The organism is Actinoplanes sp. NPDC023801 (assembly GCF_040639655.1).
In the GTDB taxonomy this organism is placed as follows: domain Bacteria; phylum Actinomycetota; class Actinomycetes; order Mycobacteriales; family Micromonosporaceae; genus Actinoplanes.
In genome coordinates this window covers 71,882-93,159 of sequence record NZ_JBFAAI010000035.1, presented here as the reverse complement: position 1 = coordinate 93,159, position 21,278 = coordinate 71,882, and the positions used below count along the sequence as shown (strand labels likewise).

At 70.8% G+C, this 21,278-nt stretch carries 16 protein-coding genes; 9 read left to right on the top strand and 7 right to left on the bottom strand.

Annotated features, from left to right (window positions below; genetic code table 11):
• Positions 1-100: 100 nt before the first annotated feature.
• Positions 101-547, bottom strand: coding sequence for a DoxX family protein (locus AB0G04_RS38685; protein ID WP_360993825.1), 447 nt, complete (start codon positions 545-547; stop codon positions 101-103).
• Between the two features lie 284 nt (positions 548-831).
• Between AB0G04_RS38685 and AB0G04_RS38680 the strand changes: the two genes are divergently transcribed.
• The 5 genes from AB0G04_RS38680 to AB0G04_RS38660 all read left to right on the top strand — a co-directional run bounded on the left by AB0G04_RS38680 (position 832) and on the right by AB0G04_RS38660 (position 11,617).
• The gene (locus AB0G04_RS38680; protein ID WP_360993823.1) at positions 832-3,264 is read left to right on the top strand and encodes a beta-L-arabinofuranosidase domain-containing protein; all 2,433 of its coding nucleotides are present in this window, start codon (positions 832-834) and stop codon (positions 3,262-3,264) included.
• A gap of 27 nt (positions 3,265-3,291) precedes the next feature.
• On the top strand, positions 3,292-4,728 hold the full coding sequence (locus tag AB0G04_RS38675) for a glycoside hydrolase family 43 protein (RefSeq protein ID WP_360993821.1): 1,437 nt from the start codon (positions 3,292-3,294) through the stop codon (positions 4,726-4,728).
• Between the two features lie 65 nt (positions 4,729-4,793).
• Positions 4,794-8,039 carry a discoidin domain-containing protein gene (locus AB0G04_RS38670; protein ID WP_360993819.1) on the top strand — a complete coding sequence of 1,082 codons (3,246 nt, stop codon included), beginning with the start codon at positions 4,794-4,796 and terminating at the stop codon, positions 8,037-8,039.
• A 186-nt stretch (positions 8,040-8,225) separates the two neighbouring features.
• The gene (locus AB0G04_RS38665) at positions 8,226-9,875 is read left to right on the top strand and encodes an ABC transporter ATP-binding protein (RefSeq protein WP_360993816.1); all 1,650 of its coding nucleotides are present in this window, start codon (positions 8,226-8,228) and stop codon (positions 9,873-9,875) included.
• Positions 9,872-11,617, top strand: coding sequence for an ABC transporter ATP-binding protein (locus tag AB0G04_RS38660; protein ID WP_360993813.1), 1,746 nt, complete (start codon positions 9,872-9,874; stop codon positions 11,615-11,617). The genes AB0G04_RS38665 and AB0G04_RS38660 overlap by 4 nt, the downstream gene beginning before the upstream one ends.
• Here AB0G04_RS38660 and AB0G04_RS38655 read toward each other — a convergent pair.
• The gene (locus AB0G04_RS38655; protein WP_360993811.1) at positions 11,597-12,262 is read right to left on the bottom strand and encodes a helix-turn-helix domain-containing protein; all 666 of its coding nucleotides are present in this window, start codon (positions 12,260-12,262) and stop codon (positions 11,597-11,599) included. The genes AB0G04_RS38660 and AB0G04_RS38655 overlap by 21 nt on opposite strands.
• 50 nt (positions 12,263-12,312) lie before the next feature.
• On the opposite strand from AB0G04_RS38655, the gene AB0G04_RS38650 reads away from it, so the two are divergent.
• Positions 12,313-12,720 carry a phosphotransferase gene (locus AB0G04_RS38650; protein ID WP_360993808.1) on the top strand — a complete coding sequence of 136 codons (408 nt, stop codon included), beginning with the start codon at positions 12,313-12,315 and terminating at the stop codon, positions 12,718-12,720.
• Here AB0G04_RS38650 and AB0G04_RS38645 read toward each other — a convergent pair.
• From AB0G04_RS38645 to AB0G04_RS38630, 4 genes are all read right to left on the bottom strand, one after another.
• Complete coding sequence (locus tag AB0G04_RS38645) at positions 12,608-13,840, bottom strand: glycosyltransferase (protein WP_360993805.1); 1,233 nt, start codon at positions 13,838-13,840, stop codon at positions 12,608-12,610. The genes AB0G04_RS38650 and AB0G04_RS38645 overlap by 113 nt on opposite strands.
• Before the next feature lie 195 nt (positions 13,841-14,035).
• Positions 14,036-15,676 (bottom strand): thiamine pyrophosphate-binding protein, encoded by a 1,641-nt coding sequence (locus tag AB0G04_RS38640; RefSeq protein ID WP_360993802.1) that lies wholly within the window; start codon positions 15,674-15,676, stop codon positions 14,036-14,038.
• The gene (locus AB0G04_RS38635; protein ID WP_360993799.1) at positions 15,673-16,446 is read right to left on the bottom strand and encodes a cyclase family protein; all 774 of its coding nucleotides are present in this window, start codon (positions 16,444-16,446) and stop codon (positions 15,673-15,675) included. The genes AB0G04_RS38640 and AB0G04_RS38635 overlap by 4 nt, the downstream gene beginning before the upstream one ends.
• Before the next feature lie 147 nt (positions 16,447-16,593).
• Complete coding sequence (locus tag AB0G04_RS38630) at positions 16,594-16,716, bottom strand: hypothetical protein (RefSeq protein WP_360993796.1); 123 nt, start codon at positions 16,714-16,716, stop codon at positions 16,594-16,596.
• Positions 16,717-16,906: 190 nt separating this feature from the next.
• Between AB0G04_RS38630 and AB0G04_RS38625 the strand changes: the two genes are divergently transcribed.
• From AB0G04_RS38625 to AB0G04_RS38615, 3 genes are all read left to right on the top strand, one after another.
• Entirely contained in the window at positions 16,907-17,206 is a 300-nt protein-coding gene (locus AB0G04_RS38625; protein WP_360993793.1) for a hypothetical protein, read from the top strand.
• Between the two features lie 307 nt (positions 17,207-17,513).
• Positions 17,514-18,611, top strand: coding sequence for a DUF4037 domain-containing protein (locus AB0G04_RS38620; protein ID WP_360993790.1), 1,098 nt, complete (start codon positions 17,514-17,516; stop codon positions 18,609-18,611).
• Positions 18,612-18,623: 12 nt separating this feature from the next.
• Positions 18,624-19,301 (top strand): hypothetical protein, encoded by a 678-nt coding sequence (locus tag AB0G04_RS38615; protein ID WP_360993788.1) that lies wholly within the window; start codon positions 18,624-18,626, stop codon positions 19,299-19,301.
• A 97-nt stretch (positions 19,302-19,398) separates the two neighbouring features.
• Here AB0G04_RS38615 and AB0G04_RS38610 read toward each other — a convergent pair whose 3' ends face one another.
• Positions 19,399-21,258, bottom strand: coding sequence for a hypothetical protein (locus AB0G04_RS38610; RefSeq protein WP_360993785.1), 1,860 nt, complete (start codon positions 21,256-21,258; stop codon positions 19,399-19,401).
• Positions 21,259-21,278 lie beyond the last annotated feature (20 nt).

Sequence of the window (21,278 nt, the reverse complement as noted above, 5' to 3'; positions counted from 1 at the left end):
CGATAGATCTGAAGCAGTCGCGGGGATCAGGTAGTCAGCCGGGAGAGCCGGTCGTATCGGCTCAAGCCACTTGAGACAGCGGTGCCGCACAGCCGGATCTTCAGGCCGGTTGCTTCGCGGGCTCGGTGGTGACCGCCGGGGAGGTGGTCCGGCGGCCGCTGATCAGGGAGTCCAGTGACCAGGATCCGGCGCCGACGATGCCGATCAGCAGGAACGACCAGGCGTACAGGGCCGAGGTGACGCCACCGTTCTCGATCGGCATGAGGCCGTCGGGCTGGTGCACCACGAAGTAGGCGTACGCCATCGAGCCGGAGGCCAGGATCGCGGCCGGGCGGGTGGCCAGTCCGATCAGGACGAGCAGTCCGCAGGTGAGCTGGATGAGGGCGGCGTACCAGTTCGGCCAGACGCCGACGGGGATCGGCTCGCCGGTGCCGCGGCTGCCGCCGAGCAGGCCGAACAGGCCGGCGAGACCGTGGCAGGCGAACAGCAGGCCGACGACGATGCGGAACAGTGGCCAGGCGATACGGGCCGCGTGGGGGGAAGACAATTGGCGCTCCTCGTGGGGGAGAACGGGCGTTCCTGGCAATCCACAGTAGAGGCCCGCCCAGCGCGTACGACATAGAGGATCTTAAATTTCCTCTAAGAGGCCGTCATCACGGCAATCTATTCGTAACATCGGCAACATCTTGCCGAAAACGTTTTCGTAAGGCAGCGTGTGCCGCAGGCGAACCGCGGGCGGACCGGGGCTGTCCAGGGGTGCCACACGCTGCGTCTTCCGGGTGCTCGCCTCCCCCTTACGCATCGAAAGATCTCGATTGCAGAGGTGTCCTCATGCGTTTCAACCGTCGTACTCTCCTGATCGCCGGAGCAGCCGGAGCGGCCGGTGCCGCGGGCGTCCTGCTGCCGTCCGGCCCGGCCCGCGCAGCCCGGCCCGACTTCGGTGTCTCCGCCTACGCGTTCCCGCTCGCCGCCGTCCGTGTCAGCGCCGGCCCGTTCCTCGACAACGCCGGCCGTACCCGGACCTACCTTCGTTTCCTCGACGCCGACCGGCTCCTGCACATGTTCCGGGTGACCAACGGCCTGCCGTCCACGGCGACCCCGTGCGGCGGCTGGGAGTCACCCGCCACCGAGCTGCGCGGTCACTCCATCGGCCACGTACTCAGCGGGCTCGCCCAGGCCTACGCGAGCACCGGCGACAGCACCTACCAGGCCAAGGGCGACTACCTGGTGGCCCAGCTCGCCCTCTGTCAGCGGCCCAACGGGTTCCTGTCGGCCTATCCCGAGTCGTTCATCGACCGGGTCGAGACCGGGCAGCAGGTGTGGGCGCCGTACTACACGCTGCACAAGATCGTGCAGGGGCTGCTCGACTGGCACCTGCACACCGGCAGCGCGCAGGCCCTCACGGTGCTTTCGCGCAAGGCCGCCTGGGTGCAGGCCCGCAACAGCCGGCTCACCCACGCACAGCGGCAGCAGATGCTGCGCGTCGAGTTCGGCGGCATCGGCGAGACGCTGTTCAACCTGTACCAGCTCACCGAAGATCCGGTGCACCTGTTCACCGCCCAGTACTTCGACCACGCGCAGGTGCTCGACCCGCTCGCGGCGAACGTGGACGCGCTGGCCGGCTTCCACGCGAACACCCAGATCCCGAAGGCGATAGCCGCCATCCGCGGCTTCCACGCCACCGGCGACACCCGCTACCGCGACATCGCCGTCAACTTCTGGAACTTCGTGGTCCGGCAGCACTCCTACGCCATCGGCGGCAATTCCAACGGCGAGTACTTCCAGGCACCGAACCGGATCGCGAGCGAGCTGTCGGACACGACGTGCGAGTGCTGCAACACGTACAACATGCTCAAGCTGACCCGGCAGCTGTTCTTCACCGACCCGGCCCGCGGCGCGGAGCTGATGGACTTCTACGAGAAGGGGCTCTACAACCACCTGCTCGGCGCGCAGAACCCCAGCTCGGCGCACGGTCATCACTGCTATTACGTGCCGTTGCGGGCCGGCGGGATCAAGACGTACAGCAACGACTACGACAACTTCACCTGCTGTCACGGCACCGGCATGGAGACGAACACCAAGTTCGGTGACAGCATCTACTTCTTCAACGGCAACACGCTGTACGTCAATCTCTACATCGCATCGACGCTGACGTGGCCGGGTCGTGGCCTCACCATCCGGCAGGACACCTCGTATCCGGAGAGCCCCTCCTCGCGGCTCACCGTCACCGCCGGATCCGGTGCCATCGACCTGCGGATCCGCATCCCGTCGTGGGCCGGGGGCGCCCAGGTGCGGGTCAACGGCACCGTCACCGGCACGGCCACGCCCGGGTCGTACCTCTCCGTCAACCGCACCTGGGCCACCGGCGACGTCGTCGACATCAGCCTGCCGATGGCGCTGACCCTGGAACCGGCACCGGACAACCCGTCGGTACGCGCCGTCAAGCACGGCCCCATCGTGCTGGCCGGGCAGTTCGGCACCAGCAACCTGACCGCCCTGCCGACACTGGCCGCGACACCGCAGCCGACCGGCACGCCGCTCGAGTACACCGCCGGCTCGGTGCTGCTGCGACCGTTCTACAAGACGCACGGCCAGCGGTACTCGGTGTACTGGAACGTCACGGGCACCACGCCGCGTGAGGCCCGCTACCCGTTCGACGAGTCGTCCGGCACCACCGCGGCCGACGCCACCGGCAACGGCTGGACGGCGACGCTGGCCGGCGGTGTCACCCGCACGGCCGGGCGCAGCGGCAACGCGGTGCTGCTCAACGGCAGCAACGGGTACGTCAGCCTGCCCGCCGGCATCCTCAGCGGGGTCACCGCGTTCACGATCGCCACCTGGGTACGCATCGACGCGGCCGCCACGTGGACCCGGGTGTTCGACTTCGGCACCGGCACCGGGGCGTACCTGTTCCTCACCCCGCGCAGCAGTTCCGGCACCGCCCGGTACGCGATCGCCAGCGGCGGCTCCGGCACCGAGCAGCGCATCAACGCGCCGCTCCCGCTGCCGACCGGCGCATGGACCCACGTGGCCGTCACCCACACCGGCAACCTCGGGGTCCTCTACGTCAACGGCGCGGAGACCGCCCGCAACACCGCGCTGACGGTACGCCCGTCGTCGCTGCCGTCCACCACCCAGAACTGGATCGGCCGCTCCCAGTACGGCTCCGATCCATACCTGACCGCGGCCGTCGACAGCTTCCGGATCCACAGCCGGGCGCTGACGGCGGCAGAGGTCGCCCAACTGTTCTCCACCGGGCAGTGATCCCCACGGGCCGTGAAAGGAAGTCCGATGTCCAGAAGAAGATGGCCGGCCGCAGTGTGCGCGCTGGTCACCGCAGTCGCGGCGACAGCCGTCGCCACCCCGGCACAGGCCGCCAACCCGATCATCACGAACATCTACACCGCCGACCCGGCCCCCCTCGTCGTCGGCAACACCATGTACATCTACGCCGGCCGCGACGAGGCACCTTCCGGCGGCACCAATTTCCAGATGCGCGAATGGCACGTGCTGTCGTCCACCGACGCGGCCAACTGGACCCACCACGGCGCGAAGGCGAACATCGGCACCTTCCCATGGGCCGGTGCCGACGCGTGGGCCAGTGAGGTCGAACCGCGCAACGGCAGGTACTACTGGTACACGTCGGTCAACGGCAACGGTCCCGGCTGGATGAACATCGGCGTCGCGGTCGGGGACAGCCCGCTCGGGCCGTTCACCGACGCCAAGGGCGGGCCGCTGATCAGCGACAGCACCCCCAAGTCGTCCGGCCTCAACATCGACCCGACCGTCTTCGTCGACGACGACGGGCAGGCCTACCTGTACTGGGGCGGGTACTGGGGGCCGCGCGCCGTGCGCCTGGCCGGCAACATGATCGACACGGTCGGGCCGGTCGTCACACCCACCGGCCTGACCAACTTCTGGGAGGCGCCGTGGATGTTCAAACGCAACGGCCTCTACTACATGATGTACGCCGCGAACGACACCGCCGGCTGTGTCACCAACACGAGCTACGCCTGCCAGCGGTACGCGACCGCGACGAACCCGCTCGGGCCGTGGACGCACCGGGGTGTCGTGCTCGGGCAGGTGTCGTCGACCACCAACCACGCCGGGATCGTCGAGTTCAACGGCCAGTGGTACATCGTCTACCACAACGCGAACGCGCCGGGCGGCGGCAACTTCCGCAGGTCGGTGGCGGTCGACCGGCTGGACTTCAACGCTGACGGCACGATCCGGCCGGTCGTGCAGACGACCACCGGACCGCCCGCGAACCCCGGTGGCGGCGGAGGCGGCAGCGGAACGAACCTCGGGCCGTCCGCGACCGCGTCCACGTCGTACGTCTCGTCGTGGGAGAGCCTCGCCGCGATCAACAACGGCGGGACGCCGGCCAACTCGCAGGATCGGTCGAACCTCGCCTACGGCAACTGGCCGCAGCAGGGCGTGCAGTGGGTCGAGTACCAGTGGCCGGCCGCGAAGTCGATCAACAAGAGCTCGGTCTACTGGTTCGACGACAACCAGGGCATCGACGTACCCGCGTCCTGTCAGCTGCAGTACTGGAACGGCAGCCAGTATGTACCCGTTCCACTGCAGTCGACATGTGGCGTCGCCGGCGATGTCGAGAACGTCAACACGTTCAGCACGGCGATCAGCACGACCCGGCTCCGGTTGCAGATCACGTCACGCAGCGGCCTGTCCACCGGCGTGCTCGAGTGGAAGGCGTTGCAGTCATGAGCGGGCCGATGCGACAGCGAACCGACGGCCGGCGGCCTGGATGGGCGCGGCTCCGGGCGTACCCGATGAGTGCGCTCTTGATCTTGGCCTCGCTGACCGTGGCACAGCAGCCGGCGCAGGCCGCCCAGCCGATCGGTTATCCCACGTTCAGCAACACCGGGTCGATCCCGGCGCCGCCGGTCGGCTACACGACCGGTGACACCATGCGGGCCATCTACGACGCCGAGGCGGGCGGCACCGACTTCTGGATGGACCGGCTGCTCGCCCGGACCGGCAACGACCCGGCCGGCACCTGGCTGATGACACGCGGCCGGGCCGCGTTCATGTTCACGCACAACCCGTCGGTGATCGGTTTCGGCGGCAACGCGGCTTACTGGGACAACATCTCCAGCCAGAACGCCTATGCGATCACCGCCTCGTCGGGCACCTTCACCGAGCAGGCGGCACAGCGCCGCCAGACGCCGAGCCACTGGCGCAGCGTGCACACCGGCGGGTCGGTCCGGCTCGACGTCACGAAGTTCATCACGAACAACAACGTGCTGGTCACCAACGTCGCCGTGGTCAACACCGGTACCGCCTCGACGACGCTGACACTGAACGCCACCTCGCCGTACGCGACCACCGTCAGCGGCAGCGAGCTCACCGGCACGCGGGCGGTCAAGAACAACCTGACCACCCTGTACCCGCGGTTCTCCGGCGACGGTTTCACCGCCGCCAACGGGGCGCTCAGCCGATCAGTAACGGTCGCCGCCGGCCAGACCGTCACGGTCAAGGTGCAGCTCGGCCTGGTCGCCAACGAGATTCCGGCGTCGCGCACCGAGTACGACGCCTACCGGGCGCGGACCGCCGCCGACGCGTTCGCCACCCATGTCCGCGACTACAACCGCTGGTGGGCCGAGAACGTCCCGTACATCGACGTGCCGGACGCGGCGATCAAGAAGAACATCTACTACCGCTGGTGGCTGATGCGCTTCAACCACCTCGACGCCGACATCCCCGGCCAGGACTTCCAGTTCCCGCAGTCGATCGAGGGCGTCACCGGTTACAACAACGCGATCGCGCTGACCCAGCCGATGCACATCGACGACCTGAAGTACCTGCGCGGCGCGGAGTACTCCTACGGCCCGTACCTGGCGGTCGGGCAGTACTCGGCGAACGGCCGGTTCATGGACAACCCGGGCGACCCGGAGAACTGGTCGAACTCGTACACCCAGTACATCGCCGAGGCGGCCTGGCGGGCCTACCAGATCCACGGTGGACAGCCGGCCATGCTGAACAACTTCGCCCGTTACGCCGAGGGGGACGTCAAGGGTCAGCTCGCCACCTACGACACCAACAACAACGGCGTCATCGAGTACGACTGGGGCGCGATGACCGGCAACGACGCCGACGCCGTCTCGTTCCACTGGCGGGCCGGCAACCTGGACCGCGCCGAGACCGCCTACGTGTGGAGTGCCGCCAACGCCGCCCGCGACGCCTACCGGCTGCTGGGCAACACCGCCAAGGCGAACGAGATGCAGACGCTCGCCGACCGGATCCGCAACGGTGTCGTCACCACGCTGTGGAACCCGTCGCGGCAGCTGCTGGAGCACAAGCACGTCTCGACGAACACGCACGTGCCCTGGAAGGAGATCAACAACTACTACCCGTACTCGGTCGGGCTGATGCCGAACACCGCCCAGTACCGGGAGGCGCTGCGGCTGTTCGCCGACGCCGGCCAGTATCCGATCTTCCCGTTCTACACCGCGAACCAGGTCGACAAGGCCGCCGCGGCGGCCGCCGGGAACCCGGGCAGCAACAACTTCTCCACGATCAACTCGACGGTGCAGTTCCGGCTGTACTCACAGGTGCTGCGCAACTACCCCAACCAGTGGATGAACGCCGAGGACTACAAGAAGCTGCTCTACTGGAACGCCTGGGCGCAGTACGTCGGCGGCAACACGGCCTGGCCGGACGCCAACGAGTTCTGGGCCGACTGGAACGGCAGCGCCATCAACTACCGCTCCTGGATCCACCACAACATCCTCGGCAGCAGCAACTGGACCGTCATCGAGGACGTCGCCGGCCTGCGTCCGCGCAACGACACCCAGATCGAGCTGTCACCGATCAACATCGGCTGGAGCCACTTCGCGGTCAACAACCTGCGGTACCGCAACGCCAACCTGTCGGTCGTCTGGGACGACCCGGCGGACGGCGTGACCAGGTATCCGGGTGTCCCGCAGGGTTACTCGATCTTCCTGAACGGGACCCGGGTGTCGACCGTCAACCAGCTCGTGCCGTTCACCTACAACCCGGCGACCGGTGCCGTCACCACCACCGGGACGGTCGCGGCCAGTACCGCGTTCCCGTCGCTGCAGGCGCCGCAGAATGTGGTGCAGAACAGCGCACGGGTCGTCGACATCTTTCGCAAGGCGGGCGTCGACCTCACCTCCACCAGGCCCAACCTGGCCGCGGGCGGCACGGCGTCGGCGTCCTACACCACCTCCGGCACGTCGGCGGCCGCCGCCATCGACGGGCTGCCCACCAACGCGCCGCTCTGGGGCAGCTTCGGCAGCACCAGCGCGACCGACTGGTACGAGGTCAGCCTCGGCTCCGCGCGTACGGTCGACGAGGCCTGGATCTACTTCCGCAACGACCGGGCCGGCAACCGGTACCGGCCACCGGCCGCCTACAACGTCCAGTACTGGAACGGCACCGCCTGGGTGAACGCGGCCTCCCAGGTCAAGTCGCCGGGCACACCGCAGGCCAACTTCAACAAGGTCACCTTCACACCGGTCAGCACGGCCCGGCTCCGGATCCAGTTCACGCAGCCGTCCGGCACCCCCAAGACCGGACTGACCGAGCTGAAGCTGTACGGGCAGGGCACCGTACCGCCGGACCCCGGCCCGAACCTGGCGACCTCGGCGACCGCGACCGCGTCGTACACCTCGTCGTGGGAGTCCGTGGCGGCGATCAACGACGGCATCGACCCGCCGTCGTCGAACGACACCGTCAACCCGCGCTGGGGAACCTGGCCCGAACAGGGCGAGCAGTGGGCGGAGCTGACCTGGCCGACGGCGCAGAATCTGCGATCCGCACAGGTGTACTTCTTCGACGACGGCCAGGGCATCGACCTGCCCGCGTCGTGGAAGCTGCAGTACTGGAACTGCACCGCCTACGTCGACGTGCCGTCGGCCGGCGCCTACCCGGTCGCCGCCAACCAGTACAACCAGGTCACGTTCGGCCAGGTCAGCACCACCCGGCTGCGGATGGCCCTCACCAGTGGCGCCGCCTCCGTCGGCCTGCTGGAGGTGAAGGCGTTCGCCACCTGACGCATCGGTGGGCAGTGATCGATGCCTTTCCGCACGGGAGTTCCGGGCCATTCCGCAGGAGCGGGGTGGCCCGGTCCGTCTTCAGCGCCTAGCCTATTAACGTACGCGTACGAAAATAGGACTGGGGGAGCGATGAGCGTGAGTGCCGGGCAACTGGTGAGACCGCACGCCGGCAGGTTCGCGCTGGTGGCTGTCCTGCATGTGATCGGTTCCGTCGCGGGGCTCGCCCCGCTGCTGGCGGTGGCCGAGCTGGGTCGTGTGCTCCTGGCGCGCGGCCCGGTCGCCGCGGATCACGTACGGCTCGTCGTGATCCTCGGCGCCGCCGGGCTCCTGGTCCGGCTGGCGCTCACGGCGGCATCGGCCGGCCTCGGGCACCTGCTCGACGGCCGGGTGCAACTGTCGCTGCGGCGTGAGCTGGCGGCGGCACTCGGCCGCGTGCCCCTCGGATGGTTGTCCCGCCGCCGCACCGGCGAACTGGCCAAGGTCGTCGGCGAGGACGTCGCCGCCGTGCATCCGTTCATCGCCCACGCGCCCGGCGAGCTGACCGCCGCGTTCGTCATCCCGCTGGTCTCGTTCCTCTACCTGGTCCGCATCGACTGGCGGCTCACGCTGATCACCCTGATCCCCGTCATCCTGGCCCTGGCCCTCGTTCCGCTGCTGATGACACCGGCCCGCACCCGTGAGCAGCGGGAGAACGACGCGGCGCTGGGCCGGATCGCCGACGCCGTCGTCGAGTACGTCCGCGGTATCGCCGTGGTCAAGGCGTTCGGTGGGGCCGACCGGGCGCATCATCGGTTCCGGGCCGCCGCCGACGAGTTCGTCGACATCTTCACCACCTGGGTACGCGGAGTGTCCGCGGTCGCCGCCGGCATGCAACTCGCGCTGTCGCCGCCGTTCGTCCTGCTCGCTGTCCTGACCGGCGGCACCGTTCTGATCGGTGCGGGCGAACTTGGGCCCGCCGACCTGCTGCCGTTCCTGCTGCTCGGCCTGGGCCTGACCGCTCCGGTCGCGGCTCTCGGGCACGGTTTCGACGACATCCAGGCCGCCGGGCGCGCGGTCGGGCGGATCCGGGAGGTCCTGGCCGTCGAGCCGCTGCCGGAACCCGCCGAGCCGGTTACTGGCACCGAGCCCGCCGCACGCCGGACGGGCGGCAACCCGAGCACCCGGCGCGGCGAGCGTGTCCAGTTCCGCGCCGTACGGTTCGCCTACGACGACGGGCCCGAGGTGCTGCGCGGCATCGACCTCACCCTCGAACCCGGAACCGTCACCGCCCTCGTCGGCCCGTCCGGCGCCGGAAAGTCCACCCTGGTCCGGCTCCTGCCACGGTTCTTCGACCCGACCGGCGGGGCGATCCTGCTCGGCGGCACCGGCCTGCGCGACGGCACCGATTTGCGCGACATCGGCCGCCGGCTGCACCGCCGGGTGTCCTTCGTGTTCCAGGACGTTCGCCTGCTGCGTACCTCGGTGGCCGGCAACATCGGTCTCGCGGCGCCGGGAGCCGACCGCGCCGCGGTGATCCGTGCGGCGAAGGCCGCCCACATCCACAACCGCATCGCCGAGCTGCCACGTGGTTACGACACCGTCCTCGGTGAGGAGGCGGATCTGTCCGGCGGTGAGGCACAGCGGATCGCGCTGGCCCGGGCGCTGGCCGCGGACACCCCGGTGCTGGTTCTGGACGAGGTCACCGCCTTCGCCGACCCCTGGACCGAACGCGCGGTCCGCGACACGCTGACGGGCCTGCGTGACCGCACGATCCTGGTGATCGCCCACCGGCCGGAGACGGTCGCGGCGGCCGACACCGTCGTGACACTGAAGGACGGAGTGATCGTCGGATGATCAGGATGCTGCTGCGGGTGCTCGGGCACGAGTACGCCGTACCGATGCGCCGGACCGTGGCCCTGATGACCGCCACCGCCGTGCTGGAGGGCCTGCTCTACGCCCTGCTCGTGCCGTTGTTGCGGGCCCTGTTCGGCGGCACCCCGGCGGACGCCCGGCCGTGGCTCGCCGCGTTCGCCGTCGCGGTCGCCGGTTACGGGCTGCTGCGCTACCGCAGCGACCTGTCCGGCATGCGGGTCGGCACGACGATGCTGCGCGGCATGTACCACCGCCTGGGCCGGCACCTCGCCCGGCTGCCGATCGGCTGGTTCACCGGCGCCCGGATCGGCGAGGTCTCCGGACTGGCCGGCCGTGGTCTGCTCGCCGCGATGGGAATAGCCGCCCACCTGATGGCACCGTTCGTCGCCGCCTGCGTGACGCCGCTGACCATCGTCGTGGTGATCACCCTGTTCGACTGGCGGCTCGGGCTCGCCGCGCTGGCGGCAGCCCCGGTGGTGGTCCTCGTGCGGATCGTGACGGCGCGTTCGGATGCCGCCGCCGACGCCGCGCACGCCGGGCGCAGCGACGAGGCCGCCGCCCGGGTCATGGAGTACCTGCAGGCCCAGCCGGTGCTGCGGGCGGGCGGCCACGAACGGTACGCCCCGCTCGACGACGCGCTGCGGGACGTCGAACGTGCCTCGCGGCGGCGGACGCTGTCGGTGCTGCCCGGTGCGGTCGGCATGACCGTGACCGTGCAGATCGTGTTCACCACGATCCTGGCTCTCGGCGCCTATCTGGCGATCGGCGGTGCCGGGACCAGTGCCGGCGGCCAGGCCGGAGCCCTCGCGGGCGGCATCGGTGCCGCGGAACTGCTGGCGATCCTGGTCCTCGCCGCCCGCGCCGCCGACCCGCTGCTGTCACTGTCCGACATCGGCGGCAAGCTCCGCGCCGCCCGCGGCGAACTGGACCGGCTCGACCGTCTGCTGCGCACCCCGCCGCTGCCCGAACCCGCCGACCCGGTCCGTCCCGGACGTCACGACCTCTCGTTCGACGACGTCACCTTCCGGTACGGCGAACGAGTCGTCCTGGACGGCCTGTCGCTGACCGTGCCGCAGGGGCAGCGGATCGCCGTGGCCGGCGTCTCCGGAGCGGGTAAGACCACCCTGCTCCGGCTGATCGCCCGGTTCGCCGACGTCGACGCGGGCGCGGTCCGCGTCGGCGGCGCCGACGTCCGGGACCTCGGCTCGGCCGACCTGATGTCCCGGATCGCGATCGTCTTCCAGGACGTCTACCTGTTCGACGGCACGATCGAGGAGAACGTCCGGCTGGGCCGGCCGGACGCCACCCCCGAGGCGGTACGCGCCGCGGCCGCCGCCGCGAGACTGGACGAGGTCGTCGGGCGGCTGCCGGGCGGATGGTCGGCGAACGTGGGGGAGGGCGGCACGCGGCTGTCCGGCGGCGAGCGCCAGCGGGTGTCGATCGCCCGCGCGCTGCTCAAGGACGCCCCGATCGTGCTCCTCGACGAGATGACCTCGGCGCTCGACCCGGTCGCCGAGGAGGCGGTCCACGACGGCCTGGAACGATTGATGGCCGGCCGCACCGTGCTCATGGTGGCGCACCGGATCCGGACCGTCCGGCGCGCGGATCGCGTCGTCGTCCTCGACGGCGGCCGCATCACCGAGGACGGCACCCACGACCGGCTGCTGCGGGAAGGCGGCCGCTACGCGGCGTTCTGGGGCCTGTCAGCGGCCGGCCGGCAGTAGGCCGTCGATCATCGCGGCCAGTGCCCGGCGGTGGGTGTCGCGGGCGTTGAGTTCCGCCCAGCTCCCGGCCAGCGCCGCCAGCCGCGGATGCGCCGCCGCGTCCAGATCGGCCACCACCGCGTCCTGGTGGACGGTGCCGGTCCGGGCGCGGCGGCGGGAGCCGGTCACCCGGATGATCAGGTCGCCGAGGATGTAGAACCAGATCGTCCGGTAGACGTAGAACGCCTCTTCACCGGTGAGCCCGCACCGCACGGCGGCGTCCACCATCACCTCGACGATCCACAGGGCGGACGGGCCGATCAGGTCGTCGCCGGTCAGCACCTCGACGATCCACGGGCGTTCCGCCAGCAGCTCGTAGAGCAGCGTCGACGCGGCGAGCAGCCGGGCTCGCGGGTCGTCCGGGAACTCCGGGCGGGGCATCGCCCGGGCCTGGGACTCCATCACCCGTACCAGAAGATCGTCCTTGTCCCGGACGTGGTGGTACAGAGCCATCGGCGTGCTGTCCAGCGCGCCGGCCAGCCGCCGCATCGACAGCCTCTCCGGCCCGTCGTCGGCCAGGATCCGCTCCGCCGCGGCGATGATCGCCTCCAGGGACAGGCGTGGCGGGCGGCCGGCACCGCGCGTGCGGGACACCTCTGCGGACATCACCCCATCCTTCCGCACCGGCCGGTTCGTGTGGTGCGGTGTACCGGTGAGTGACGAGGTCCTCCAGGACGACCCGTATCGGCGGGGCCGCGCACGACGGCGTGTGCCAGCCCGGTGACCTGGTCTGTCACGGCGATTTCGGGCCGTGGAACCTGGTCTGGCACGGCAACCGGCCGGTCGGCATCCTCGACTGGGACTACGCCTGGCCGCATCCGCCGATCCACGACGTCGCCTACGCCCTCGAGTACGTGACGCCGTTGCGTGACGACGGCGCATCGCCTGGAGCCGGATGTCAGAGCTCACGCGAACCCGGTGACACAGCGGCGCATCGTCGGCATCCAGATCTCAGAGCTCGCGCAGGGTCTGGGACACGGCCGCGGCGCCGTCCTCCCCGGCCAGTCGCCCGGCGACCCGGACCGCCCGCTGCCGATGAACGGGGGTGCGCACGGCCGCCGTGATGGCGTGCGCGAGCCGGCCGGCCGTCAACTGCCGGAGGGGGATCGGACCCGGCGTCACGCCCAGGCGGTGCAGCCGGTCCGCCCAGAACGGCTGGTCCACCATGAACGGCACCGGCACGCACGGCACCCCGGCCCGCAGTCCGGCCGCCGTCGTGCCGGCCCCGGCGTGGTGCACGACCGCCGCCATCCTCGGGAACAGCCACTCGTGCGGTACGTCGCCGACGGCGAGCATGTCGTCACCGGCGACCGTCAGGCCGCCCCAGCCACCGTGCGCGACCGCCCGCAGCCCGGCGGCCCGGACCGCCGTGGCGACCGTCGCGGACAGAGCCACCCGATCGGTGGCGGGCAGACTGCCGAAGCCCACGTAGACCGGGGGAGGGCCGGCGGCCAGGAAGTCAGCCAGCTCGGGTTCCGGCTCGAAGTCCGGTTCCGGGGCCGGCCACCAGTAGCCGACGGGACGGTGGAAGTCCGGCCAGTCCACCGGCGGTGGCACCACGAGCGGGCTGAAGCCGTACCGGATCGGCCAGCGGGACCGCTCCAGCCCGCTCAGCCAGGCGCCCGGCGCCACCGGGGCCAGGCCGAACCCGGCCCGCAGCTCGTCGACCACCCGCCGGCTGGGCCGCATCCCGGCGGCACGCAGCGCGGCGGCGGCGGTCCGGTTCCCCCAGCCTCCGAGCGTACGGGTGGTGACCGTGGCCGGCGGAAACTCAGCCGTCGGCGTCATCGGCTGCAGGTAGACACCGACACTGGGCAGCCCGAGTCCCTCCGCGACGTGCCCGCCGATCCAGCTCAACGGGGTCAGCAGCAGCACGTCGGTGTCGCGGGCCGCCACCGTCAGAGCCTCGGCGGTCGCACCGGCGTGCGCGGCCAGAGCCCGGTTCACGGCCAGCGTCATCCGGGCGGGGCTGCGACCGCCGTCGGCCTCGACCCGGACGGCCAGCTCCTCCCGCGTGTCCACCGGCAGCCGGTGGAAGCCCAGGCCGCAGCCGGTCACGTAGGACTCGAACAGCCCGTGTGTGGCGATCGTGACCTGATGCCCCTCGGCCTGGAGCCGCACCCCCAGCCCGGTGAACGGCGCCACGTCACCCCGGCTGCCCACCGCCGCGATCAATACCCGCATCGCTCCACCTCCGGCGCCCACCATCGACGATCGCCACTGTGAAGTGGCTGAGAGCCACCCGTGTGGTGACCTGCGGCTTGCCGGTGGGTGACAGGTCGCCGCGCGGCCGGTGTGCGGGCTGCGTGGTGATTCGCGGGCCGTGACGGGCCTCGGATCGCCACGCAAGCCGGGGCAGCGCGGGTTGCGACGGGCGCGTCAGTGGCCGCGGAAGGCGTCCTCCAGCCACCAGGACGGACGGTCGGCCGCGACCTTCGCGTCGACGACCATCGGGACGTCGCGTGGACCGGCCAGCCAGTCCCGGACCGGCTCCAGGTCGGCCGGGCCACGGACGGTGACGGCCGCGCAGCCGTGGCCGCGGGCGATCGCGGCCAGGTCGGTCTCCGGAAAGACCACCGTGGAGATCGGGTGCCCGGCCGGCCCGAAGTGGTGCACCTCGGCGCCGTACGCCTCGTCGTTCCAGATCACGACCAGCATGCCGATGCCGAGCCGGCGGATCGTGTCGAGTTCGGCGACTCCCATCAGGAACCCGCCGTCGCCGCACGCCGCGACCGGCAGCCGGCCGGGGCTGGCCAGGGCCGCGCCGAGGGCGGTGGCCAGACCCAGTCCGATCGACTGGAACGCCTGCGTGAAACAGAAACCGCGGTGATCAGGTACGGACATGAACATCGACGGATAGCCCATGAAGTTGCCCGAGTCGACGGACACCACCCGCTCGGCGGGCAGCAGGTCGTCGAGGGTGATCGCCAGCGTCCGCGGGTCGATGTGGGTGTCGTCGCCGTCGTCGTCGAACGGCACATCCCGCCATCGCGATCCGGTGCGCAGCTTCTCCCGTACGTCATCGGTGCGGTATGCCACCCGCCGGCCGGTGAGCGCGGCAGCCACCGCGACCGCCGTCGGCCCGGCGTCACCGCACACGCCGAGGTCGATGCGGTGGTGGGTGCCGAAGGCGGCTTCGTCCAGGTCCACCTGCACCACGACGGTGTCCGGGCCGATCAGCGAACCGTGCCGGCTGGTCCACATGTTCAGCGACGCGCCCCAGGCGACCACCACGTCAGCCGCCCGGATCAGCTCGGCGGCAAGTGGCGTGGCGAAGCCGCCGGACACGTCCAGGTTCCAGTCGTCGCCGGCGAACAGGCCCTTCGCCGCGGCCGACGTGGCGAGCAGCGCGCCGCACGCCCCGGCCAGGCCGGCCAGTTCGGCGCCGGCGGCGACCGCACCCCGCCCGGCGATGAACACCGGCCGCTCCGCACCACCCAGGAGATGGGCCAGAGCGGTCACCGCGTCGTCGGAGGCGCGCGGCGGCTGCACTGCCGGCGCCTGCGGCAGCTCGGCCGGTTCGGCGGCTGCGGCCTGCACGTCCAGCGGCAGGTTCAGCACCACGGTGCGCCGCCGGCGGACCGCGGTGCGCCAGGCCCGCGCGGTGTCGGCGACCGCGCTCGCCGCGCTGTGCACCCGGTCGGGGACCGCGCCGACCGCGCGGGCCAGCGCGTCCTGATCGACCCGGAAGTTCGAGGTCGATGCGGTCGCGGCCGGCTCCGCGGCGAGAACGATCATCGGGGTACGACTCTTCGCCGCTTCCGCGATGCCGGTCATCGCGTTCGTCAGCCCGCAGCCCTGATGCACGGTGACCAGCCCGGGACGGCCGCTGACCCGCGCGTACGCGTCGGCCGCGGTGGCCGCACCGCCCTCGTGCCGGGTTGCCACGAATCGGGCGCCGTGCGCGACCAGAGCGTTCGTGACGTGGAAGTTTCCGCTGCCCACGACCCCGAACACCAGGTCGGCGCCGAGTTTTGCGAGCGTCTCGCCGACCAGGTCGGCAACCGTGCGGTCGCTCACTTCTCGATCAGGGCCAGGACCCGCACCGGGCTGCCGGAACCGCCGACGATCGGCAGCGGCGGCGCGATCACCACCGACCCGGTCGGGGGCAGCCGGTCCAGGTTGCGCAGCTGGGTGAGGCCGTACTTGTTCGCGCCCAGCAGATACGAATGGCAGGGGAACGGCGGGTCGAACGAGTGGGCGGCGCCCGCGTCGGTGCCGACCGTCTCCACCCCGAGCCCGATCAGCGGCGACTCCTCGGCCAGCCACTTCGCCGCCTCCACCGACACGCCGGGGGTGTGCGGGCCGGTCTCGTTCGCGTTCAGGAACGCCTCCTGGTCACCGGAACGGGCATCCCAGCCGGTACGCAACAGCAGCCACCCGCCGTCCGGCAGCGGCCCGTGCGTGGACTCCCACTCGCGCACGTGCTCGACCTCGAGCAGGAAGTCCGGGTCCTTCGCGGCCCGGTCGGCGACGTCGATGACGACTGCCGGGGCGATCAGCCGGCGCGGCGGGACCTGCGAGACGTCGTCACCGTCGCGGCCGGTCACCCAGTGGATCGGCGCGTCGAAATGTGTTCCGGTGTGCTCGCCGGTGTGGATGTCGTTCCAGTACCAGGCCGGACCGCGGTCGTCGTAGCGGCTGATCTCCTCGAGCCCGAACGGGATGGTGTTCGCGAACGGCGGCGGCAGCTGCAGGATCGGCGTGCTCGCGGACAGCGGTGCGGTGAGGTCGACGACCTCGATCGTGCCACCGCTGAGTCCGGACAACAGGGCCTTCAGAACGCTCATCGGCATCTCCACGCGGGCGAGGTCGTCGGTGACGGCTCCGAGCCTACGGCCGCCCCGGCCTTTCCAACGCGCATCGACGCCCCGCGTTGTCGAAATCGGTGGCGGCTCAGCCTTCAGAGGGCTCCGCGCCGGCTCGCGGGTCGCCTCTCACCGTAGGACCAGGTTGAGCAGCACGGTCAGGCCGATCGACAGCAGGATCGACACCACGATCATGCCGAGGCAGCCGGCTGACCCGCCGAGGAACCGTACTTGCGTGTTTCCGATGCGCATGGTTTCCATCTACCCCTCGGGCCTGGCCGTGCACCCCCCATGACGAATGTTTTTCGTCACCCATTAGAAGTATATTCTTATAAACACCTGGAAGAGAGCTGTGAGTTTTTGGATTAGCGCCTCGGGATTCGGGTATCCGCCTCCTGCCGCCACCTGACGGCTTGAATAGGACCCCCCTGAGGAGAACATCATGGCTATCGGCACCCACACCCGCGACGACAACGCCACCGTGAAGAGCGCGCGTATCCGGGGAGAAGAGACCAAGCCCTCCTTCAAGACCACTGAACTGGTCGTCTACGTGCTCGCGGTGATCGGTGTACTGATCGCTTCCTACACCGTCGGTGACGGAGCGGCCAATAATGGCGCCGACTACTTCGCCGCGGACAAGGCCTGGTGGTACGTCACGCTGCTGACCATCGGATACATGGTCAGCCGTGGTCTGGCCAAGGCCGGCAGCCGCAGCAACGACGTCGACCCGCGCACCCACTGATCGGCGGCGCATTCGCGGGCGCGACGGAGGAACACTCTGTCGCGCCCGCAGCGCTGCGCGGGTCAGGCTCCCATTCGCCGTCATTTCCTGACGGACCTCACCGGATGGCCGCTGCAACGGCAATTGCTCGTACGCTTGGCACCCCGGTGCCATTGCCGCCGCCCGCTTTCCGGTTTTTTCTCCGGCAACGTCGTCACCATTCTCCCGGCCGCGTGGAGTAGACTCTGCCGATCACTTCCGGCATGACCGCGTCGCCATCCGAACGGGCGGCTCGGGTCACCGTGCGGGCGGCCGTTAGCGTGACGGCATGTTCGCGCCCTTCATGCCCGGTCTGCGGTTGTGCCGGTTCTTCTACGCCGAGGCGGTCCGCCCGCTGCTGGACGAGGCCTACCCGGGTCTGGCATACGCCGCCGCCCGGATCGGCCCCGGTTCGGAGGTGCTCGGCTTCGACACCGCACGGTCGGTCGATCACGACTGGGGGCCGCGGCTCGAACTGTTCCTGTCGTCCGGAGACGCCGAGCGGCACGGTCCGGGCATCGCTGCGCTGCTCACCGAGCGCCTGCCCAAGGACGTGCACGGCTGGCCCACCAACTTCGAACCCCCCGGCGCCCGCGTACGGGTGATGACCGCGACCACCGGCCCGGTCGCCCACCGGGTTCTCGTCACGGACGTGGCGACCTGGTCGGTGCAGCAGCTCGGCTTCGACGCCCGCCGAGAGCCGGACCTCCTGGACTGGCTGGCCACACCCACGCAACGGCTGGCCGAGACGGTCGGCGGCGAGGTGTTCCACGACGGTCCCGGCGAGCTGACCGCCCTCCGGGCACGACTGCGGTGGTATCCGGACGACGTGTGGCGGCACCTGCTGGCCGCCCAGTGGACGCGGATCGGTGAGGAGGAGGCGTTCCCCGGCCGGGCTGCCGAGGCCGGTGACGAGCTGGGCAGCCGGACGGTCGCGGCCCGCCTCGCCCGCGAGGTGATGCGGTTGTGCCTGCTCCTGGCGCGCCGTTTTCCCCCGTACAGCAAATGGTTGGGAAGCTCTTTCGCAAGCCTGCCGGAGGTGGACCGGATCGCCGCCGCGCTGCGCGACGCCGTGGCGACCGGCGACCCGCGACGGCGGCAGGACGCGCTGTGCACCGCCTACGAGGCCGCCGCCTCCTGGCAGAACCGGCTCGCCCTCGCGGACCCGGTCGAGGCGACCCGGCGCCCCTACTTCGACCGGCCGTTCCCGGTCATCGAGGCCGGGCGCTTCGCGGCCGCGCTGCGGGCCCGGATCAGCGACCCGGAGGTGGCCGGATTGCCCCTGGCCGGCGGAATCGACCAGTTCGTCGACAGCACCGATGCCCTCTCGGACCCGCACCTGACCCGGGCCCTGACTGCGGCGCTGTTGAACCGGCGGCGCTGCTGAGATCCTGAGACCGTGTCCGATTCCGTGTCCGCTTCCTTCCACGACGTCGACCACCGGCTCGTCGAACGCACCCTTCTCGCGGCCGGATGGACACCGTGCGGCGCCGGTGACTGGGCGATCGCGCTGCGTTCACCGGACGGTACGACGGCGGCGCGGATCAGCCCGTTCGATCCGACCGGCCCCTACACCGCCGCCCTGTACCGGCAGGCCGCGCACACCCGGCAGGTTCCCGCACTGCTGGCCCACGCCCGGCTGACCGGAGGCGGCGACCTTCAGCTGATGGAATGGCTGCGGCCCGTCGCCCGCGAGGAGGCGGTCGCCTTTCACCGGGCGGTCGCCGGGCGGGCACCGCAGGTCGCCGAGCTCGCCGACGTCGTACGCCGGGTCCACGAGCAGGCCCGGCGGGAACTGCCCTGGTGCGGCCCGCTGGACCACAACCCGGCCAACGTCATGCGCGCCGCAGACGGCCGGCTCGTCGTCGCCGACCTGTTCTACGCCGACGGCCCGAACCTGTACGCGACCGCGGCTTCGGACCCTGACCTGGTCGTCGCGAGGATCCCCGAATCCGGGCGGCGGTTCATGACCGAGATCCCCCTGGCCGCCTCCGGGCCGTGGGAGCCCGGAGCCCGCGAGGCGATACGTGCCGGGCTCGCGGCGGCCGACGCCCGCAGACTCCACGGCACCGGCTGACCGGCGTGCTTCACAGGTAGTCGAAGAACCGTCTGGACCACGTCGCTTCGCCGGGCCCGCCGGATGCCGGTACCCGCGACGTCCGCCGCCGGCATGGTCATTCTTTGCGGAAGGCGCCGTTGTCGAGGGAGTGCCGGACGAAGGTGGCGGCGTTGCGGGCGGCGGCGGCCGGCTCGTAATGGAGCTTGCGGTCCACGCCCCAGTCGGAGATGGCCTTCACCATGATCCAGGGGACTCCGGCGTCGGCGCATGCGGCGTACAGGCCGTGGGCCTCCATCTCGTAGGCCAGGGCCCGGCTGTGCTCGCGTTTCAGTTCGTCACGGTGGGACCGGGAATCAAGCAGCGCATGGGACGACAGGACCGGGCCGAAGTGCACCTGGGTGGCCTCGAAGTCGACCGACGCGGCGCGGAGGCGGTTGATCAGCAGGGTGGAGGTGCTGGCTCGGTCGCCGAGGTTCTCGGTGCGGTCGTCGGACCGGAGGCGGTGGTCGAGGTCGTGGACGGAGGTCGCCACCACCACCTCGGCCAGCCGGTGCGGGGGTGTCCAGTCGTCGCGCAGACCACAACATATGCCCGCCATCACCACCATGTCGGGCCGCCACAGCCGTACGGCGTCGGCGGTGGTGGACTGGGCGCCGCCCGGTGCGCCGGCTCCCGGACGGGCACTCTGGACCAGGCCGACCCGGGTGCCGCCGAACAGGCCGAAGTCGAAGACGACCAGCTTCTCCAGGTAGCTGCGCTCCGGGGTGCGGTCCAGCGCCTCGAAGACGGCCCGGCGCTCGGCATCGGTGACAGTGATGAGAAGCAGCCGCGAACCCATCGGTGGTCTGCTCCATTCCTCGAAGGCCGTGACTACGGTGCGGCCCCGTCTGACGGCCAGTCGCATGGCGGTGATCACCACACCGACGGTCGTGATGCCGAGAACGCTCACCAGCCAGCCGATCACCGCCGCCTGCCAGCCGGCGGGTGCGGGACCGGTTCCGTCCTGGAGCCACAGGCGCCACGCCAGCCAGGCCAGGGCGTCGAGATAGGCGATCGACCGGCCGCCGTCACGTTCCCAGACCGTGACGAAATAAGCCAGTACCGCCAGCAGGGCCGTCACCCCGCCGGCCCACACGAAGAGGAACCCGCCGCCCTCCTGGACCGGCTGGCGCACACCTCGTACGACATCGGAAGGCCTTTTCAATGCCACCCGGGACTCGGGACCGAACGGCATGTCCAGCCGCTCCCGCGCGACGGCCCGCATCGGTTCCGTGGTCACACCGTTCAGCAGCACCACGAGCACTTCACGGACGCGGAGGCGGTCCGCCTCGGCACCCGAGTCCTCCAGCACCCGCGCGGCATCCCGGCGGACCAGCTCACCGAGTCGTTCCGTCGCCGCCCGCAGCAGTTCCTCGCCCGGCGCCGGGGCGGTGTGGTGGCACAACCGTATCGACCAGTTCCAGCCCGGATACGACTCGGCGGCCAGTTCGTCCGGCCCCGCCGGACGCCTCCCGAAGGTGCGGCGCATCCACTGCGACGACTGCACGAACTGTCCGATCAGGAAGATCGCCACCCAGATCATGGCCGTCAGCGGAAGCAGGACGCTGCCGATCGGCGGCCGCGGGACGGCCAGCGCGACGATCGCGGAGATCAGCAACAGCAGTGCCGGGGGAGTGCCCCAGACCAGCGGCGCCCAGTGCCGGTCGATCACCCGCAGAACCCGCAGCCCGGCGCCCCCACGGGCGATGTCCGGCGGCCGGAGGGCCAGCGGCCGTTCCAGCAGCACGAAACTGTCCGGGCCCCGCCAGACGAGCCGGCCCTCGGCGTCCGCCACCCGCAGCATGATCGGCAGCGGTCCGCGGTCCCGCACGAGGCCCAGCACACTGCGGGGACGGGCGACGTCGATGGCCTCCCGCCCGAACTCGGCACCGCGGACCGCGCGGGCGGCGGCTCGGTAGCGATCGGTCGGCGTCATCGCTCAAGATTGCCCGATGG

Coding starts and splice junctions, on each gene's coding strand:
- AB0G04_RS38680 (WP_360993823.1), top strand. CDS start 832: ATGCGTTTCAACCGTCGTACTCTCCTGATCGCCGGAGCAGCCGGAGCG.
- AB0G04_RS38675 (WP_360993821.1), top strand. CDS start 3,292: ATGTCCAGAAGAAGATGGCCGGCCGCAGTGTGCGCGCTGGTCACCGCA.
- AB0G04_RS38670 (WP_360993819.1), top strand. CDS start 4,794: ATGAGTGCGCTCTTGATCTTGGCCTCGCTGACCGTGGCACAGCAGCCG.
- AB0G04_RS38660 (WP_360993813.1), top strand. CDS start 9,872: ATGATCAGGATGCTGCTGCGGGTGCTCGGGCACGAGTACGCCGTACCG.
- AB0G04_RS38655 (WP_360993811.1), bottom strand. CDS start 12,262: ATGTCCGCAGAGGTGTCCCGCACGCGCGGTGCCGGCCGCCCGCCACGC.
- AB0G04_RS38645 (WP_360993805.1), bottom strand. CDS start 13,840: ATGCGGGTATTGATCGCGGCGGTGGGCAGCCGGGGTGACGTGGCGCCG.
- AB0G04_RS38635 (WP_360993799.1), bottom strand. CDS start 16,446: ATGAGCGTTCTGAAGGCCCTGTTGTCCGGACTCAGCGGTGGCACGATC.
- AB0G04_RS38630 (WP_360993796.1), bottom strand. CDS start 16,716: ATGCGCATCGGAAACACGCAAGTACGGTTCCTCGGCGGGTCAGCCGGC.
- AB0G04_RS38625 (WP_360993793.1), top strand. CDS start 16,907: ATGGCTATCGGCACCCACACCCGCGACGACAACGCCACCGTGAAGAGC.
- AB0G04_RS38620 (WP_360993790.1), top strand. CDS start 17,514: ATGTTCGCGCCCTTCATGCCCGGTCTGCGGTTGTGCCGGTTCTTCTAC.
- AB0G04_RS38610 (WP_360993785.1), bottom strand. CDS start 21,258: ATGACGCCGACCGATCGCTACCGAGCCGCCGCCCGCGCGGTCCGCGGT.